At 40.3% G+C, this 17164-nt stretch carries 14 protein-coding genes; 12 read left to right on the top strand and 2 right to left on the bottom strand.

Going from position 1 to position 17164, the window contains the following annotated elements; all coding sequences use genetic code 11:
• Positions 1-45 precede the first annotated feature (45 nt).
• From fahA to WA338_RS06795, 3 genes are all read left to right on the top strand, one after another.
• Positions 46-1338, top strand: a complete 1293-nt coding sequence (fahA, locus tag WA338_RS06805) for a fumarylacetoacetase (protein ID WP_009780753.1) — start codon at positions 46-48, stop codon at positions 1336-1338.
• A 253-nt stretch (positions 1339-1591) separates the two neighbouring features.
• Positions 1592-2194: a nicotinamide riboside transporter PnuC gene (gene pnuC, locus WA338_RS06800; RefSeq protein WP_009780754.1), complete on the top strand. Its 603-nt coding sequence runs from the start codon at positions 1592-1594 to the stop codon at positions 2192-2194.
• A complete protein-coding gene (locus WA338_RS06795) occupies positions 2172-3176 on the top strand; it encodes an acyl-CoA dehydrogenase (protein WP_009780755.1) in 1005 nt (334 codons plus the stop codon). Before pnuC ends, WA338_RS06795 begins: the two co-directional genes overlap by 23 nt.
• 68 nt (positions 3177-3244) lie before the next feature.
• Here WA338_RS06795 and WA338_RS06790 read toward each other — a convergent pair whose 3' ends face one another.
• Positions 3245-4252, bottom strand: a complete 1008-nt coding sequence (locus WA338_RS06790; protein ID WP_009780756.1) for a 3-oxoacyl-ACP synthase III family protein — start codon at positions 4250-4252, stop codon at positions 3245-3247.
• A 231-nt stretch (positions 4253-4483) separates the two neighbouring features.
• Here WA338_RS06790 and WA338_RS06785 point away from each other — a divergent pair, with 231 nt between their 5' ends.
• The 3 genes from WA338_RS06785 (at position 4484) to WA338_RS06775 (ending at position 8921) form a co-directional block, all read left to right on the top strand.
• Entirely contained in the window at positions 4484-6934 is a 2451-nt protein-coding gene (locus tag WA338_RS06785; RefSeq protein ID WP_272985918.1) for a S9 family peptidase, read from the top strand.
• A gap of 79 nt (positions 6935-7013) precedes the next feature.
• A complete protein-coding gene (locus tag WA338_RS06780) occupies positions 7014-7682 on the top strand; it encodes a carboxypeptidase-like regulatory domain-containing protein (RefSeq protein WP_272985919.1) in 669 nt (222 codons plus the stop codon).
• Between the two features lie 261 nt (positions 7683-7943).
• Positions 7944-8921, top strand: coding sequence for an acyl-ACP desaturase (locus WA338_RS06775; protein ID WP_009780759.1), 978 nt, complete (start codon positions 7944-7946; stop codon positions 8919-8921).
• A gap of 77 nt (positions 8922-8998) precedes the next feature.
• Here WA338_RS06775 and WA338_RS06770 read toward each other — a convergent pair whose 3' ends face one another.
• Positions 8999-9724, bottom strand: coding sequence for a hypothetical protein (locus WA338_RS06770; RefSeq protein ID WP_272985920.1), 726 nt, complete (start codon positions 9722-9724; stop codon positions 8999-9001).
• Positions 9725-10175: 451 nt separating this feature from the next.
• On the opposite strand from WA338_RS06770, the gene WA338_RS06765 reads away from it, so the two are divergent.
• The 6 genes from WA338_RS06765 to WA338_RS06740 all read left to right on the top strand — a co-directional run bounded on the left by WA338_RS06765 (position 10176) and on the right by WA338_RS06740 (position 17021).
• Positions 10176-11480 carry an AAA family ATPase gene (locus tag WA338_RS06765; protein WP_272985921.1) on the top strand — a complete coding sequence of 435 codons (1305 nt, stop codon included), beginning with the start codon at positions 10176-10178 and terminating at the stop codon, positions 11478-11480.
• Positions 11473-12105 carry an RloB family protein gene (locus WA338_RS06760; protein ID WP_273005472.1) on the top strand — a complete coding sequence of 211 codons (633 nt, stop codon included), beginning with the start codon at positions 11473-11475 and terminating at the stop codon, positions 12103-12105. Before WA338_RS06765 ends, WA338_RS06760 begins: the two co-directional genes overlap by 8 nt.
• 198 nt (positions 12106-12303) lie before the next feature.
• Entirely contained in the window at positions 12304-13239 is a 936-nt protein-coding gene (locus WA338_RS06755; protein WP_272985923.1) for a hypothetical protein, read from the top strand.
• Positions 13240-13380: 141 nt separating this feature from the next.
• Entirely contained in the window at positions 13381-14115 is a 735-nt protein-coding gene (locus WA338_RS06750; protein WP_272985924.1) for a LytR/AlgR family response regulator transcription factor, read from the top strand.
• A 30-nt stretch (positions 14116-14145) separates the two neighbouring features.
• On the top strand, positions 14146-15654 hold the full coding sequence (locus WA338_RS06745; RefSeq protein ID WP_009780768.1) for a sensor histidine kinase: 1509 nt from the start codon (positions 14146-14148) through the stop codon (positions 15652-15654).
• A 113-nt stretch (positions 15655-15767) separates the two neighbouring features.
• Positions 15768-17021: a hypothetical protein gene (locus WA338_RS06740; RefSeq protein ID WP_272985925.1), complete on the top strand. Its 1254-nt coding sequence runs from the start codon at positions 15768-15770 to the stop codon at positions 17019-17021.
• Positions 17022-17164: the final 143 nt, after the last annotated feature.

Genomic DNA, 17164 nt, shown 5'->3' with positions numbered 1-17164 from the left:
TTCTATATTTGAAATGAGCATTTACTAACATTTTATTAAAAATTTATGCCTTCCAAAGCAAACGACCCCAAACGTAAAACATGGCTGGAGACTCCCGCCCAGACCGACTTTCCTATACAAAATATTCCTTTTGGGGTATTTCTTACCCGTGATGATATCATCACCATTGGTACGCGTATAGGAGATTTTGCCATCGATCTAGGTGCGTTACATCAGCTTGGCTATTTTGAAGGAATACCGCTCACCGATGATATCTTTTTACAGGATACGCTTAATGATTTTATAGCAGACGGTCGCAAAACCTGGCGCGCCGTGCGTAACCGCATTTCTCATATTTTTGAAGAAAGCAATCCAGACTTGCGTGATAATGCAGAGCATCGCGATACGGTGATCTTTGCGCTAGACGAGGTCGAAATGCAACTGCCGGTACAGGTAGGAGATTACACCGATTTTTACAGTAGTAAAGAACACGCAACAAACGTGGGCAAACTCTTCCGTGGAAAGGACAGCGAGTTGATGCCCAACTGGATGCATATGCCTGTAGCTTATCACGGGAGAAGCAGCTCTATAATTCCTTCGGGAATCCCGGTACACAGACCACAAGGTCAGAAGTTGCCTAATGGAGCTACCGAACCTATTTTTGGTCCTTCGCGCCAATTAGACTTTGAATTGGAGATGGCCTTCATTACCACAGATGCTAACGAATTGGGACAACCGATTCCTGCTGATCAGGCTGAAGAATACATCTTTGGGTTGGTCTTGTTCAATGACTGGAGTGCTCGAGATATTCAACGTTGGGAATATGCCCCTTTAGGACCCTTTTTAGGAAAGAACTTTGCATCTTCTGTTTCTCCCTGGATCGTCACTTTAGACGCTTTGGAGCCGTTTAGAACTACAAGTCCAAAACCGGATAAAGAATTGCTTCCGTATTTAAATTACTCGGGTAAGAAAACCTTCGACATCAAATTAGAAGTAAGCATCAAACCTGAAAACAAAGAAGAGACCGTAGTTTCTAAATCAAACTTTAAGTACTTATACTGGAATATGAGTCAGCAATTGGCACATCATACCATTAATGGATGTCCGGTAAACAGTGGTGATATGATGGGAAGTGGAACGATTTCCGGTCCAACACCAGACGCTTACGGCTCGATGCTCGAACTCAGCTGGAAGGGTTCTAAACCGGTAAAACTTACCGAAGGCGGTGACCGTAAATATATCGAAGATAAAGATACCGTGATCGTACGCGGGCATTGTGAAAAAAGCGGTGCTGCTCGAATAGGTTTTGGAGAAGTTTCTACTAAGATTCTTCCGGTATTCAAGCACAAGAAAAAGTAATAATAGAATATACTTCTTATTGAAAAACGCGCTAAATCTCACCGTATTTAGCGCGTTTTTTAATTTTAGAACAATACCTTTGTCTTCAGAAAATGGGGTGCTTACACCAATTGTTGTAGGCTGAGATGATACCCAGAGGCTTTACCTCACACCTGATCCGGTTAGTACCGGCGTAGGGATTTTGTACTACACTACTTGTGTGCTTCTGCCCGTTGGGCTCATCTCCTCATTCCATACATTTTAATTGATCACAATGGAGGAGTTTTTTATGAATTTTGTCTGGCTGCAATGGATCGGTACCGCTTTTGGCGTGACACAGGTGTTGCTCGCTCGCAAAAACAATGTCAACAATTATATTTTTGGGATTATTGGTATTCTTATCGGGATCTGGGTGCTGTATCATTCTAAGCTTTATGCAGATATTTTACTACACCTCTACTATCTCGCTATGAGCATTTACGGCTGGCTGTACTGGAAATTTGGTAAAGAAAAACAAGAAGCTCCAATCGCCTATTCTACAAAAAACGAACACCTAAAAGCCGGCGGTATTGTTCTTGGCTGTTTTATATTGATGAGCTATTGGCTTACGCAGCATACCGACTCAGATGTACCGTATCTGGATGCAGTTGTGAGTGCATTTGCCTGGGCAGGAATGTGGTTGATGGCTAAACGTAAAATAGAAAACTGGGTATACCTCAACATCAGCAATATCATTTCGATCCCGTTGTTGATCTATAAAGAATTATACATCTATGCCGGTCTTACCGTGTTTCTCTTTATCGTAGGTACTTCGGGATATTTAAAATGGCGCAAACTCATTAAACAAGAAAGCTATGAGCAACTTAGCGAAGCTTAATAAACAGGATTTTGGTAAATCGGTTTTTGATGCGGAAACCCTAAAATTAATAGCAGAAGAACAACTTTGGAAGATCTGGGTGCCTAAAACGTATGACGGACTCGAATTAGCTCTTACTGAAGGTTTAAAGACACTACAACAACTGGCCAGCATTGATGGCAGTCTGGGATGGACGGTCACGCTTTGTAGCGGCGCCAATTATTTTATAGGGAATCTGCTTCCTACAACGGCTTCGACGATCTTCAAGGCTTCAGCAAATCCTATTTTGGGAGGAAGCGGCGGACTCTTTGGCACTGCACACAAAGAAGGCGATCATTACCGTCTTAACGGAACCTGGAAATATGCTACCGGTGCGCCATACCTTACGCATTTTACGTTGAATGCAAAGATCATTGAAAACGGAAAAGAAACATTCAATGAAGACGGTTCACCTGTTTTTAAATCCTTTGTAATACCTCGTGAGGCGGTACATATCATCGACGACTGGCATACGATGGGACTGCAAGCTACAGCAACCCAATCCTTTGCTGTGACTGATCATTTGGTACATCAGGACTTTAGTTTTGTTTACAATGAATTCTATTTACCGCAAGACATTTTTAAGATCAACTTCAGGGTCTTTGCAGACCTCACCCTTTGGGTAAATTATATCGGGATGGCGCAACATTATCTGGCGGAAGCTTCAAAACTTCTAGAGCAAAAAACACTAGAACAATCCCATAAAATTACTACCGAAGCCACAAACCAACTGTTTAACTATGCGCAACAAATTGAAACGATAACCGCTGATAATGCGGTATTCACAGCGGTTCAGATTGAAGAATTACACACGACAGCAGCTGCTTCGGTAAAAAGACTTTCACAGCTCTTAATTGAATTGCATCCCCGTTTAGGAATCAAAGCCGCAAGTAGTCAACATCCGCTTAATCTCATCTTTAGAGATTATTTTACAGCTACACAACATCATATTTTCACCCGCTAAACCCAATTATACAAAACAAAAAAGGAACCAACAGGGTTCCTTTTTTGTTTTGTATACTCTTAAAATTGTTACCATTTAATAATGGCACTCGCCCAGGTAAATCCGCTACCAAAGGCTGCCAAAACCACTGTATCACCTTCTTTGATCTTACCTTCCTCCCAGGCTTCGGTTAACGCGATAGGAATAGAAGCCGCAGTAGTATTTCCATATTTCTGAATGTTGTTATACACTATATCGTCATTCAGCTTGAATTGTTTTTGTACAAACTGAGAGATACGCAAATTCGCCTGATGCGGGATAAGCATATCGATATCTGCAGCGGTGAGTTTGTTCTGTGCCAAACCTTCCTGAATGACTTCAGCAAAACGCACTACAGCATTTTTAAACACAAACTGTCCGTTCATATAAGGATAATACGGGATATCTTCCTGTGGATCTTTCTCGATCAACTCCGGCACCCACTCCATCGTACTGGGTCCTTTTAGCGACAACTCTAGCGCATGTTTTCCTTCACTATGCAGATGGGTAGACAAAATACCTTTGCCGTTATCTTCCTCGCGGGTTAACACAGCCGCTCCTGCCCCATCACCAAAAATCACAGAAACACTACGCCCACGTGTGGTCATATCAAGACCTCCACTGTGATTTTCAGAACCTATCACGAGGATGTTTTTATACATTCCGGTTTTGATAAATTGGTCGGCAGTAGAAAGCGCATAAACAAAGCCGCTACACTGGTTACGTACATCAAGCGCGGGTACCGTGCGCATCTCCAGCATTTCTTGTACCTGCACCCCACACCCCGGGAAATAATAATCTGGACTCAGGGTCGCAAACACGATCATATCAATATCCTGAGCCGTCATTTTTGCACGTTCTAATGCGATCTTTGCCGCTTTAACACCCATCACAGCTGTGGTGTTGCCATCACCATCTTTTATGTGACGGCGTTCTTGTATACCGGTACGCTCTTGAATCCACGCATCGTTCGTATCCATCATTTTCGATAGATCATCATTGGTGACTACATTTTCTGGGACGTAAGCGCCCATTCCGGCAATTCGAGAATTATACATAATTTATTAAAATCTAGTTCAATTAAGAATCTGTTAGTAAACAGAATTAATAAGCGTTGTAATATAGTGTTTCTTCAATTTGTAGCGTGTTAGCAGTTTCTTATTTAGCTATGCACGCATAGCATTAACACGGTGCTTCGGGCTTTTTTCAGTAAATTAGAACAGTATAAAAACTTCCTTTTTGTCTAATGCATAGACATAGAGTTAATTAGATCAACAAACACAAAAACTATGAAAAGAATCAACCTGCTAAGCTTGTTTTTACTGCTTACTGCTTCGGTAGTTGCACAGGTAAATCTAGATTATCAAAAACCTCCGCAAGAGATCTTAGATCTTGTAGATGTGCCGCGCGCTCCTTGGGTGTTAATGAATACCGAAGGCGACACTATGCTTTTAATGTATCGCGACAGTTATAAAACCATCGCCGGACTTTCTGAAGAGGAATTGCGCCTTGGCGGACTGCGTATCAACCCTAAAACCAACATTGGTAGCCGCACCACCTTTTACAAGAACATCAAGATCAAAGGAATTGAAGAGACTGAAGCTCGCGAGATCAATGGCCTGCCCGAAGATGCGCAGCTCAGCAATTTTAACTGGTCGCCCGACGAAAGTAAAATGGCGTTTACAAACACCATTGAAAACGGTGTGCAAGTATGGATTCTTGATCTGGAAACCGCAACAGCAAAACGGGTAACCGAAGCTTTTGTTAATGCCAATATGGGCAATCCTATCAGCTGGTTTAAAGATGGAAAAAGTCTGCTTGTGAATATGCTTCCGGCTACGCGAAAAGAATTGATCAACACGGCAGAAGCCGTTCCTACAGGTCCAACGATCTCTACCAGCGACGGTTCTAAAGCACAAAACCGTACGTATCAGGATTTGCTTCAGAATCCTAATGATGTTTTCAACTTTGAGCAATTGGCGACTTCAGCCTTAGTAAAAGTAAATCTTGATGGAACTTCAACCTTATGGAAAGACGCTGCGATGTACAGTGATGTTTCTTTTTCTCCTGACGGAACGTATATCATGACGAGTACTATTCACAAGCCCTTCTCTTACATCGTACCGTATTATCGCTTTCCTGAAACCGTGACCGTTTATGATCAAGACGGTACCGAAGTGAAAGTGGTTAATGAAACTCCATTGCTTGAAGAATTACCACAAGGCTTTATGGCCACACAAACCGGTAAAAGACGTATCTCCTGGCGTGCCGATCAGCCGGCAACCTTATATTGGGTAGAAGCTTTAGACCAGGGAGATCCTGAAGTTCAAGTTGATTATAGAGATCAGGTATTTATGCAAAAAGCGCCTTTTACCGGTGCTGCGCAAAAAGTGATCAAAACCATCAACCGCTTTAGCGGAATCACTTGGGGAGACAGTACCACTGCCGTGGCCTACGACCGCTGGTGGAATACACGAAATACCAAAACCTATGTATTCAACCCTTCAGATGGGAGTAGTACGGGCGAAGTCATTTCAGACCGAAGCTATCAGGACACTTACAGTGATCCCGGTAATTTTGTAACTCAGGATAATGAATATGGGCGTTCGGTACTCACATTGGTTGACGGCCACGCCTATTTGATGGGAGATGGATTTAGCGATAAAGGTCAGTTCCCTTTTATTGATAAGATCAACTTAGCCACTCAGGAAACCGAACGTATTTATGAATCGGCTTACACCGATAAACTTGAAGACCTGCAAAAGGTTTTAGATATCGAGAGCGGTAACGTGTTGGTACGTATTGAAGCTCCTACAGAATATCCTAACTACTACATCAGAAACTTAAACGACAATAGTCTGGACCAGATCACCGCTTTTGAAAATCCATTTAAGAGTATTCAGGATGTACACAAAGAATTGATCACCTACAAGCGTGAGGACGGTCTCGAACTTTCGGGAACTTTATACCTGCCTGTTGGCTATGATATGGAAAAGAAAGAAAAGAAGCCGATGCTGCTCTGGGCGTATCCACGTGAATACAAAGACAAAAACAGTGCTTCACAAACCACCACAAATCCTAATGAATTCACCTACCCGTATTACGGGTCTATGGTCTATTGGGTAACCCGTGGTTATGTGGTACTTGATGATGCCGCTTTCCCTATTGTAGGAGAAGGTGATGAAGAGCCTAACGATACCTTTAGAAGTCAGTTGGTTGCCAATGCCAAAGCTGCAATTGATGCCGTAGATGCTTTAGGATATATTGACCGCGACCGTGTTGCAGTGGGTGGTCACAGCTACGGAGCCTTTATGACCGCTAACCTTTTGAGCCACTCCAATTTATTTGCTGCCGGAATCGCACGAAGCGGAGCTTATAACCGTACGCTTACTCCTTTTGGCTTTCAGTCTGAAGAGCGTAGTTACTGGGAAGCTCCGGAAATTTATTATGAGATGAGTCCGTTTATGCATGCCGACAAGATGAAAACTCCGCTATTGCTTATTCATGGTGTTGCAGATAATAACAGTGGTACATATCCGCTTCAAAGTGAGCGTTATTTCAACGCACTTAAAGGTTTAGGCGCAACGGCACGATTAGTGATGTTACCTAAGGAGAGTCATGGATATGCTGCCAAAGAATCTATTTTACATATGCTTTGGGAACAGGATCAGTGGCTTGAAAAGTATGTCAAAAATCGTGACGTACAAGAGATCAAAAAACAAGAAGAAGTAAAACAATAATGCAGTAAGTAGGTCGCAGTGAGCAGCGTAAAAGAGTACGCCGGTCCACGTCTGCTCACTGAGACTAAACACTGAACCTATGCATTTTAAACTAAGTATTCCAGAACCATGTCACGAAGACTGGTCGCAAATGACTCCAAGTGCGCAGGGACGCTTTTGTAGTAGTTGCGAAAAAGAAGTGATTGATTTTACACAGCTTTCGCGAAAGCAAATTATAGCTAATGTACAGCGTGGTGAAAAGATCTGTGGGCGGTATCGCAAAGATCAGTTAGCTACCGCCTATTTTATTCCGCAGGAAAAGCCTGCTTTTAAGCATTTAGGTATTGCTGCGGCTTTTACATCACTCTTGGCTTTATGTGAGCCGGTACAGGCACAACAATCACAGCCTTTATTAGCATATTATCAAGCAGAGGCTCGTGTTGATGAGGACAAAAAAGAAAGCGGTCAAGATTCGATTGCCATTAGAGGTAACGTTACAGACGAGCTAGAGAATCCTATACACAAGGCTCGAGTTACGTTGGCGGGCACCAAAATAACTACACTGACGGATACAAATGGAAACTATTGTATTACAATTCCAAAAGAACCAAATACTGAAAAAGTAGTACTACATTTTGAATACCTCTTTTATGATCTCAAAAAAGTACAACTAAGTAAAACGACACAGCGTATTAATGTTACTCTTGATCAACCTATAGTTGTTGGCGAGGTGGCGGTTGAATATGATCCCAAACCGGCAAAAAATTGATCTGCTGAATACAACTGAAAGTCTCGGTATGCAAAAGGATTCCTGCCGAGACTTTTTTTATACTATTCTAGAAGAAGTAACTACAGAATACTGAATACTAAAGCCATACACTTTAGCAGCGTACAAAGCTATGCGTGCATAGCAAGTGTGCCTTGGAAATAGCAGGCATCCCACCTAAAACCGCTACCTTTACGCACAAGGCTTTGAGTGATACTATGAAGCTTTGCTTAAACATTAGTTTTTAACTTTTGAATATAAACAATGACCCTAAATAACATACGTCTTGAAGTAATGCAAACCGTAGGTAAGTCTATGGATGAGCTTATAGGCAAATACCTGAAATCTGTAGAAGAGAACTGGCAACCCACAGATATGCTACCAGACGCTACAAATCCAGAATTTATTGACGACGTACGAGAGATCCAAGAGCTCTGCCGCGAGATGGATTATGACCTGTTTACGGTTTTGGTAGGGGATACTATTACCGAAGAAGCCCTTCCTACCTACGAATCTTGGTTGATGAGTGTACAGGGAGTTGATCAGGTAAACGGAAACGGCTGGTCAAAATGGGTACGTGCCTGGACGGCCGAAGAAAACCGTCACGGTGACTTGCTCAATAAATACTTATACCTCTCCGGACGTGTGAATATGCGCGAGATGGAAGTAAGTACCCAATACCTCATCAGCGATGGTTTTGACATTGGTACTGGAATGGATCCTTATAAGAACTTTGTATATACCAGTTTTCAAGAATTGGCAACCAACGTTTCACACCGCCGTGTAGCTTCATTTTCACGTAAAGCAGGAAATAAGCAACTGGCAAAAATATGTAACACGATAGCCAAAGATGAAGCGCGTCACGCTTCAGCCTATATGGATTTTGTACGCCGTATTTTTGAACTGGACCCTAGTGAAATGATGATGGCTTTTGAAGCCATGATGAAAAACAAGATCGTTATGCCGGCGATGTTCTTACGCGAAAGCGGACAACAAATTGGCGAACTGTGGGAGCACTTTTCTGATGCAGCACAACGCTCTATGGTGTATACCACTCAGGATTATATCACCATCCTAAAATCTTTGATCGCCGACTGGAACATCAACGACATCAAAGGACTTAATGACAAAGGAGAGCGTGCTCGCGATTACCTGATGAAGTTACCAGATCGTTTAGAACGTATTTCACAACGTATCGTAGTGCCTAAACGCGACCATACCTTTAAATGGATCGCCACCTAAAAGGCATTTATACAGCATACTAAAAACCCCGATAAATCAAGTTTATCGGGGTTTTTTATGAGCTCTGCTCAAGGCGTTTAAGCACAAATGATCTTCCATTCTTGAGCGTGTGGCAAATTCTTAGCCGAAATAGGATAGCTGAATGAGGTATACGAACTGATCGATGCCTTGAGCTCATCTAGCGTCTGATGCGAGACATAGCCTATTTTTTGAAGCAAAGCCCCGGCCAAGGCTCGCGTGCGTGCTTGATAATTTAAAGCCAACTGCGCCACGGTTTTATGTTCTCTGGAGGAAAAGTGGATCAAACCTTTTGTTATATGATAGCACAACTCATCTGGCGTGGCAAAGGCTTGCTTTGATAATGCGCCCAACATATCTAAGAGTTGAAAATAAGGGATATGCGCAGGCTTGATCACATTTTTCTGTCTGATAAATGAAACTTTGAAGGGTCCACGTTTTATGGGGTTTCGCTTTTCGGCAATGCCTACTTCAATCTGCGTGCCGGCCGGTAAATTAAAGCCTAACTCGTTATAACTGCTTTTTCCAGTAAGGTATCCTATTTGTTTTCCTTCTTCAAACAACAGATCTTTTACCACCTCATAAGGCTTCAACTGCGGTGCTCCATCCGCTTTATAGAATTTGTCTTTTGCCAGTTTATTTATTTTACCGCTTTTGGCGAGTCGGTTCAAGTACCGCTCCACGGCCTGTTCGGTTCCCGGATTTTCTTCAAAATCGTTGTGTGTAAACACGTATCCGTAAGGCAATTCTTCTATTTGTTCTTCAAGATATTCTATATGTTTCATAAGCGTATGCGTATTCGGCTAACTAAAAGACTAGCGCAATCGATTGATTGTTACAGTGCTAACGGAATAATTATGTTAAAACGTATATCAAAAGTGCTCTTGTTCTTTTTCACCAATGCTTTAGACGCACAAGTTTTCTAAACGTTTAAAGGAGGTTGAAAAGATTTTAAGCGTGATTTATAGGATTGAGAAGAATCAATGGAGTACCAGCAACACAAAAGAATTGCTGGTTCCTAGTTAAATCCCGCAAGTTACAGGACTAAAAACTATTGACCTCCTGTACATCACCCTGATAAACAGCTATATTTGTGAGGGTAATATTTGTTGTGTGTCATAAAAACATTCTACAAAACAAATAAATTATTAGACTACTTTTAAATGAATTATTAATATTCTTATTTTTTTGTCCTTATATTTGTAAACGATTTACATTTTTTAAACGAAAAATAGAATGTTAATAAACTTTTCTATAGAAAACTTTAGGTCAATTAAGAATAAAGTTACTCTTTCATTTGAAGCTTCTAACTCAAATGATTTAGAGGATTATTTTATCATAAACGCTCCAAATAATGTTAGGCTATTAAAATTAGGTCTAATTTATGGAGCTAATGCTTCAGGAAAAACTACAATACTAAAAGGTTTAGAGTTTTTACAAGATTTAATATTAGAACCTGCTGAAAAAAAAACTGAAAAACTTGACTTTCAACCTTTTCTATTTGATAAAGAAACAACTGAAAAGAACACTTTGTTTTCAATTGATTTTTTTCAAAATGGAATCAGGTATTTATATAATTTAGAGCTAAATCAAGAAGCAATAATTTCTGAAGAATTATTCTTTTACAACCCTAAAAAAGCTTTGGTATTCAATCGTACTACTGAAACCAAAAAGCAATTAACTGAAATATCTTTTGGTAGTAAAATCAAAATTAACAAACAATACAAAACAACTTTAGAAGCTAACACTTTATGGAATAATACTGTATTGGGCGGCTACTTAAAAACCAATTTTGAATCTTTAGAATTACAAAATTGTACAGATTGGTTTGAGAGCAAGTTAAAACCAATGATATCATATAAAACTGATTTGTTAATTTATATATCAAAGCGAATAGAGTCAAATAAAATTAACAAAAGTGATATTGTTGAGTTTTTAAAGAGAGCTGATTTTAATATTTCTGATATTATTATAAAGAGTGAAGAAAGAGAAATTGATTCTGACTTACTTGATTTCTTAAATAAAAAAACTCTTATGACTGATGATAAAATTGAAAAGATAAGAGAAAAAGGGAAAATCGAAAGTAAAGAGATTTTATTTCAACATTCATTATTAAATCAAAATTACATACTTCCCTATAATGATGAATCGCAAGGTACGCAGAGATACTACCAATTTAGTGGATTATTAAGCCTAATGATAAAAAACGAAATGATATTTCCAATTGATGAAATTGAATCTTCTTTACATCCGGATTTATTAAAACACTTCATTTTATCCTTTTTGGCTAATTCAAAAACATCTCAATTAATTGCTACAACTCATCACAGAGAATTATTAATTGAAAAAGATATTTTTAGAAATGACGCAATTTGGTTCACTGAAAAAACTGATGAAGGCTGTACGGACTTATTCTCTCTAAATGAATTTGATTCATCTGTTGTTAGAAATACAAGCTCAATTTTCAATGCTTATAAAACTGGTAAATTAGGAGCTGTACCAGAATTGAGCGATTATTATATAGAGTTAGACAATGGCTAGGAATAATAGAAAAACTCACAAAAGGAAAGGAAAAAAAACCTTTTCGATTATTGTGGATGGAGAAACGGAAGTTTGGTATCTACAAATGCTAAAGAAAAATGAAAAACTACCTAGAATTGATATAAAACCAGAGCTACCAAAAAAGAAAAAGTTATCAGAACAATTTGAAAGTGTTCTTGAAAATGCTAAAGATTATGATAAAGTAATCTGGATAGTTGATTATGATACCATAATTAAAGAAACTAACGAAGCTAGAAAAGGAGAAAAAACACCTATACAATATTTAAAAGATTACATAAAAGAAATTCAAAATTCAAATAATATTGAAATATTAATCAATGCTCCTTGTTTAGAATTTTGGCTACTCTTACATTTTGAAAAAACAGGTAAATTCTTTTCAAATTGCGATGATGCTGGCAAAATTTTAAAAAGAAAATATTTGAAAGATTATGAAAAATCTGAAAAGTACTTCAAAAAAAGAGATAACGACATTTACCAAAAATTAAAAGAAAATCAAATTACAGCAAAAGAGAATGCAGCTCTTTTAGGTGAATTTGACTTTAATAATCATAACAAAGCTCTTTCTGAAATATATAAATTATTTGAATTTTTGGAAATAAAATAGATTACGCCACACAACAAAGACCTAAGTTAAATTTTATCCCATAATTTGGTCAAAGGGCAAGCCGCTCTTGGGGATTGTAAAAGCTTACTTTCCTACCACGTTCTAACAAATACCCAACCCATCCCCGTAAAATCACAGTTCAGAAGGATTAACTATCCCAGCCTGTAAAGATGCTCTAGGTTTGCGCAAAATTACGGTATGAACAAAAGCTATCACTTACTGAAAAAGGGAATTCTATACACCTTAAGTGTTTGCTCCTTATTTACTGTTGCGGGATATGTTTATCTCTATGTGCTTCCCAAAGGACCTGCGATCACGACAACTTCTAAAATCAAGAATGGTAAAGATGCCTTTGTAATGTATGCCTATACCACTACTAAACGCAAAAGCATCAAGATATGGACGTACAAACCGGAGCGTTGGAAAGATAACGACCAGATAGTGTTTATTATGCACGGCGGAGGCCGCAATGCTGAAGACTACTTGGATGCTTGGGTTGAGATCGCCCAAAAGAACAACCTGCTACTCCTCGCTCCTGAGTTTGCCAATACCTTTGCGAAATACACCACAAACGACTATCAGGAAGGGAATCTCTTTACGTTTTTTGGCACGCCAAACCCAAAAGAGGAATGGGCTTATAGCGTTATTGAAAATACGTTTGACCACATTAAAGCAACCCATAAGATCAGTAACGAGCAGTATGCTATTTTTGGGCATTCAGCGGGTGGACAATTTGTACATAGAATGATGCTCTTGATGCCGGAAGCACGAATAAGCACTGCTATTGCAGCAAATGCAGGCTTTTACAGCTTTCCGAATGAACAACTTGAATTTCCGTACGGTCTCAAAAATACAGAGGCAAAGCTTCAGGAAGCCTATAACAAAAAGTTGGTAGTCCTTTTGGGCGCGCTAGACAATGACCCGGCTTTGGGAACGTTTAGAACCACAGCCCAAGCTATGCAACAAGGACAACACCGATTAGAACGCGGAAGCACGTTTTTTAACGCCAATAAAGAATTAAGCGCCACCCATAAGTGGAACTTCAATTGGGAGCTAGACACCATCCCAAATGTAGGGCACGACTATAAAAAGATGTCCTTACAAGCTGTTAAATGGTTAACCCCACAATCTTAGTAGTTTCTTTTTCTAAAGTTTAAAACATACAACTGCCCGGGCAACGTGTTAAGGTACCGCTTATACAACAAGCGAAGCAGGTTATACACTATCGTGGGCTACTTAGAAAACAAAGTTTAAATTTATACAAATTTGAACGCTATGCTACATTGTATTCTTGTTGATGACGAACCTCGGGCTTTAGAGACCTTAGCCTGGGAACTTGAGCAATTTAAAGAAGAAATCAGTGTGGTGCAGACCTTTACGCAACCGGAGGAAGCCATCACGTACCTTAAAAAGAACCCCATAGACTGTGTTTTTCTTGACATAGAAATGCCTAGTATGGATGGGTTTCAGTTACTGGAACAGGTAGGACGTATTGACTTTGCGATCGTGTTTACCACAGCCTATAACGAGTATGCCATACAAGCTTTAAAAAAGGAGGCCATCGATTACTTGCTCAAACCCATCGACAGCGATGACCTGCGGCAAGCGATTCAAAAGATAAAAAAACATAAGTCTAATACCGAAGACAATAAAAAATTTGAACACCTGTTACTGCACTTTAATGAGCGCTTTCAGCATAAGAAAATAGCGATAAACACCGATGGCAAGTTGGTTTTTCTCGATCCCGACGAAATTTGCTACGCTGCCTCAGACGGCAACTACACGACGTTGTACCTTGAAGCAGCAAAGAAGATCGTAGTGACCAAAAAGCTCAAAGAAATAAACGCCTTGCTCCCGGAGCATCAGTTTTTTAGAGTGCATCATTCTTACATCATCAATATGCACAAGATCAAAGAATTTTTAAAGACCGATGGCTATATTATCCTTGAAGATGGTAGTAAAATTCCGGTATCAAGGCAAAAGAAATCGCAGTTTCTCAATAACTTTTAACCCATAATTCACCTTATACAAACGTTACTTTTGGGCAGCAGCCTTGACGACATATTATACAACAGCACCTCAAACGGTTTGGGGCTGGCCGTATTGGCGGTACTTTCGTATATGGGAGGCTATCACTTGTTTCTATATGCACAAAACCGCAGAATACATTACCTGTATTACAGTCTTTTTATTCTGATCTCGGTAATTATGTTACTGCCCCGTATAGAGAATGCATTTACGTCGCCATTTTTGCTTCAGTATAAAGGGATGCTGAACGCCATTCACTTTCCGCTACAGGTAACTTCCTATATGGCATTTGCAGGTTTTATACTCGAGATCTTAAAACTGAAAGAAGTCAGTCGTAAGTATTACCGCCTAAGCTACGGCTTCATCATCGGTTCGATTGTATTGTTTGTGCTGCTGTATCTCTTTGATGTTCTTTTTGGTACCAACTATGACATCCTGATCTATAGTACCGTTTTTGTTCCGGTATTTACGATCCTTACATTTATCGGGATATACTTTATTTTAAAGGCAGACAGTCCGGTGAAGTATCCCATTCTTATCGGCTTACTCATTTTACAGATTCTTTCGACTTACGTGTATATTGCCGGAAAAGGCAAAAGCTATGAAGAAACACAAGGCTTGTTGTGGATCTACTATCTGGCGGTGCTCTTACAAAATCTGGCTTTTGCCATTGCGATAGGAAAGGATCAGGCGCTTTTGTTCAAAGAAAAAAACCACCTGCAAAAGCAGTATATCCGGCAGCTGGAAGAAAATCAGAAAATAAAAGAAAACATCAACCAGGTCCTTGAACAAGAGATCGAAGCAAAAAAGGAAGAGCTTCTCAATGCTGCTGCACGCCAGGAACACGAAAAGCAGAAAAACCTGAAGCTGCATTTTGAGAACGAACTGAACGCCCTGCGCCTCCAAAGCTTACGGAGTCAGATGAATCCGCATTTTATATTCAATGCGCTCAACAGCATCAAATTATTCCTCATAAACAATCACACCAAAGATGCGGTGTATTACCTGAATAAATTCTCAAAACTCATACGGCATGTCTTAGAACATGCCACAACCCCAAGCATCAGCCTTGAGAAAGAACTGGAGATATTACAGATCTACGTTCAGATAGAAAACCTGCGCACGCAGCTTCCTATTGACTATACGGTCACTATTGACCCGGAGATCAACCCCGCCCAGATCCCCTTTCCTCCTCTTTTATTGCAACCCTTGCTTGAAAATGCCATCCTTCACGGTCTGGCACTCAAAGAAACTAACAAATCCCTCAGCCTTCAAATTCAGCGTAAAGCGCAAGCACTTGTCATTACCGTTACCGACAACGGTATAGGCCGAAAAGCCGCAGCAGCACTCAGAGCGCATAAACACATCAAAAAGAATTCTTTAGGTGTAAAGTTGGTCGAAGAACGCCTGCAGTATTTTTCTAAAACCACACAAAAAGAAACAGCGCTGAAGCTTATCGACCTGACTGCAGCAGATGGAAGTCCTGCCGGCACCCAAGTCAAGATCTCGATCGCACTCTAAGTCACTGGCTCTTACCAGTTATACAAAATTGCGCACCAAGTATACATCTCTGTAGAAACACCTGCTGTTCACTCCCTAGTTTTAGCGTATAGAAGTTTTTTAATACTCAAACTATGAACAAAACTACACCGGTCATCATCGCTACAATATGTGCTTTATTTAGCCTTCCGGCGGAAGCACAATTCCTAAAAAAGCTCACCAAAAAATTGGAGGATAAAGTCCTCAATAAGGTAGACGAAACCCTGGAAAAACAACCCAAAGAAACTACCGAAACCACTGAAACATATCAGAATGCAACCGTACCTAAGTTCGCTTCCAACATCAAAGGGGAAATGATCGTGCAAGATGAAGCTTTAGTGTTTGAAGGATTAGACTGGCGGCTTCAGCTCAACAAAATTGACCTAAGCAACCTGGGCGCTGCGGTAAAAAAGTACGAAGGCGATAGGCTTACCCCTCCTGTAGACGCCTATCCCGCAGGCTACGCGATGCTGAGCAGCCTTACCGAAGATGGATATTTGCTTCCTGATGCAGCACAAAATACGATGGTGCACATCTATAAATTGAATAAAGACACGCTCAATTTTGCGTTTAGAGGCGTATGGCATTTTATAGATCCCGATAAGCAAGACCAGCCGTTGAGTAAAGAGGTTTTTGTACTTACCAAAAATATTATTGATAAACGTCGCGAGGCTTCCGCTGCAAAACCTTCGGCAAGTGGTAGTAGTACCAACACATCCACTGCGGCATATCCATTTACACCGGAGCAAGAGGAAAACATCAGCGCGATGAACGGGAACTACTTTTTTGACCAGTCGATGACGGTTTCCATAAAAAGTGAAGGCGTAGACCCTGTCTTCAGCACGTATTATTTCAGTTCTGATATCCCGGGTATTTTTTGCAATACTATTGAAAGCGGAGCGCAAGAAGGTACTATGAAAACCCTGTTTACTCCCGAAGGCTACACTGTGTTGATCGATATGGGTGCTATGAAGATCAAAAAATCGGTATCCCAAAAACAGATCGACCGTATGGCCGGTGGTTTGAACTTAAAAGAAACCGACCAGAATACCCAGGCAGAACGTACCGGACGCACTAAAAAAATACTGGACTATACCGCTGAAGAATATAAGATCCTATCAGAAGGAAAACCCATTTATTTCTGGACCACCGAAGAAGAGATCCCGGTGCAAGCTTCTTTTATTCCCCTGTTTGGCCAAAACCCCAGACTTCCCTTTAGCGGTGCGGTACTCGAGATCAATGCAGAAGGTATAAGCATTACTACGACCGCGTTTGATCCCGCCGCAAATTTGAGTGTAGATACCTCAAAATACAAAGCGATGGGAATGAATCCTTTCGGTAATAATTAAAAGAAAAGCTATGAAGAATTACCTACTCCAAGCACTTCTTATGCTCGTGCCTTGTATGATCTACAGTGGAATTACTACATTAGACTGGACATAGAGTTGAATGAATATTATTGCAAGTTGTTAACTTAGCAATCATGAGACGT

This window comes from Leeuwenhoekiella sp. CH_XMU1409-2, assembly GCF_037029365.1.
Classification (GTDB): domain Bacteria; phylum Bacteroidota; class Bacteroidia; order Flavobacteriales; family Flavobacteriaceae; genus Leeuwenhoekiella; species Leeuwenhoekiella blandensis.
The sequence above is the reverse complement of the archived record's forward strand: the minus strand, read 5'-3'. Positions and strand labels throughout refer to the sequence as shown.

Excerpts from the sequence above, each read along its gene's own strand:
- fahA (WP_009780753.1), top strand. The coding sequence starts at position 46 with ATGCCTTCCAAAGCAAACGACCCCAAACGTAAAACATGGCTGGAGACT.
- pnuC (WP_009780754.1), top strand. The coding sequence starts at position 1,592 with ATGGAGGAGTTTTTTATGAATTTTGTCTGGCTGCAATGGATCGGTACC.
- WA338_RS06795 (WP_009780755.1), top strand. The coding sequence starts at position 2,172 with ATGAGCAACTTAGCGAAGCTTAATAAACAGGATTTTGGTAAATCGGTT.
- WA338_RS06790 (WP_009780756.1), bottom strand. The coding sequence starts at position 4,252 with ATGTATAATTCTCGAATTGCCGGAATGGGCGCTTACGTCCCAGAAAAT.
- WA338_RS06785 (WP_272985918.1), top strand. The coding sequence starts at position 4,484 with ATGAAAAGAATCAACCTGCTAAGCTTGTTTTTACTGCTTACTGCTTCG.
- WA338_RS06780 (WP_272985919.1), top strand. The coding sequence starts at position 7,014 with ATGCATTTTAAACTAAGTATTCCAGAACCATGTCACGAAGACTGGTCG.
- WA338_RS06775 (WP_009780759.1), top strand. The coding sequence starts at position 7,944 with ATGACCCTAAATAACATACGTCTTGAAGTAATGCAAACCGTAGGTAAG.
- WA338_RS06770 (WP_272985920.1), bottom strand. The coding sequence starts at position 9,724 with ATGAAACATATAGAATATCTTGAAGAACAAATAGAAGAATTGCCTTAC.
- WA338_RS06765 (WP_272985921.1), top strand. The coding sequence starts at position 10,176 with ATGTTAATAAACTTTTCTATAGAAAACTTTAGGTCAATTAAGAATAAA.
- WA338_RS06760 (WP_273005472.1), top strand. The coding sequence starts at position 11,473 with ATGGCTAGGAATAATAGAAAAACTCACAAAAGGAAAGGAAAAAAAACC.
- WA338_RS06755 (WP_272985923.1), top strand. The coding sequence starts at position 12,304 with ATGAACAAAAGCTATCACTTACTGAAAAAGGGAATTCTATACACCTTA.
- WA338_RS06750 (WP_272985924.1), top strand. The coding sequence starts at position 13,381 with ATGCTACATTGTATTCTTGTTGATGACGAACCTCGGGCTTTAGAGACC.
- WA338_RS06740 (WP_272985925.1), top strand. The coding sequence starts at position 15,768 with ATGAACAAAACTACACCGGTCATCATCGCTACAATATGTGCTTTATTT.